Annotated in this window: 1 protein-coding gene; it reads left to right on the top strand. The window is 39.8% G+C overall.

All coding sequences use genetic code 11. From position 1 onward, the window contains the following. Nucleotides 1-1015, top strand: a 1015-nt coding sequence (locus tag ACFIKJ_RS09440; protein ID WP_375670556.1) for a DUF6990 domain-containing protein, incomplete at both ends; no start/stop codon positions are given.

Genomic DNA, 1015 nt, shown 5'->3' with positions numbered 1-1015 from the left:
ACCTTGATAAAAACGGAGAGACACCATTTGTTACCTTCAAGGTTTCTCTTTCAACACTTGGTTTTTCTACAGCTTATCGATCTATTTTCATCAATACTCCCCAATATACCGTTCTTAAAGAATCAGAAGAAGTTTATGCAGTTTCTAGTACTGAATTGGATGAAGGCAAGCTGAAACAGATCAGTGCGGATATTCTTGAATGGGCTGATCGACAAAATGTGAATCAAATCATCTATGATTATGCGGCTTTGCCAACAAATAGTGAATATGATCTTATAATACGCCATTTTATTGCGCTTATTCTTATTGGGGATGTTGAAAAGCTCAAATTTTATAAGGAAAGTTTCAGGGCAAAGAACCATCTAGGCTTCGTGGAAGGTATCACGAAATATACGATTGACAACGCTCTTACTCTTGCACGGCGTTATCGGACTGGTTTTCCCAAAAATGCTCCGATTTTAAGCTTGGATGCGCAAACAGCATCTGTTGCTTCTAAAACAACTTCTGTTGAAGTGGCAGAGGAATTGGATGAAGTGGATGACACTGATGATCGTCTCACCATGGAAAGTGCTCATGCAATTTTAAAAAGCCTAGGCTGGTCAACCGAGAAAATCAATGAGAATGACCATATGGCAAGCTATCAATTGGCTGATCGTGAAGTAGATATTCTTTATAACGACGAAATTGCCAAAGACTACCCACAATTTGATAGGGCTTTTATGATTAGCACGGGCATTCTTTCCACCGCTTGTAAATTCATTGATCCTACCCACACGGAAGATATTCCAGATATACAGCTTAATTTTGAAGCCAAGGGATTAGAAATCTTTGAACCAGAAGTCACTGCGGATCGCTTAAAGCAAGCACTTGATGATGCGCTAAAATGGGCGGTAACAGACATTGACCTTTCTGAAAGACTTCGCTCTGATTATGGCACTGCTCCTTGGCAACAAGATGCAACATCTAAAGCAGATAATACGGATTATGCTTTACTTCATCTTGGCGCTCTTGCTTT

This window comes from Bartonella sp. PS7NMGDW (genome assembly GCF_042193585.1).
Lineage (GTDB): Bacteria > Pseudomonadota > Alphaproteobacteria > Rhizobiales > Rhizobiaceae > Bartonella > Bartonella grahamii.
This window is presented reverse-complemented; position numbering and strand designations above follow the sequence as displayed.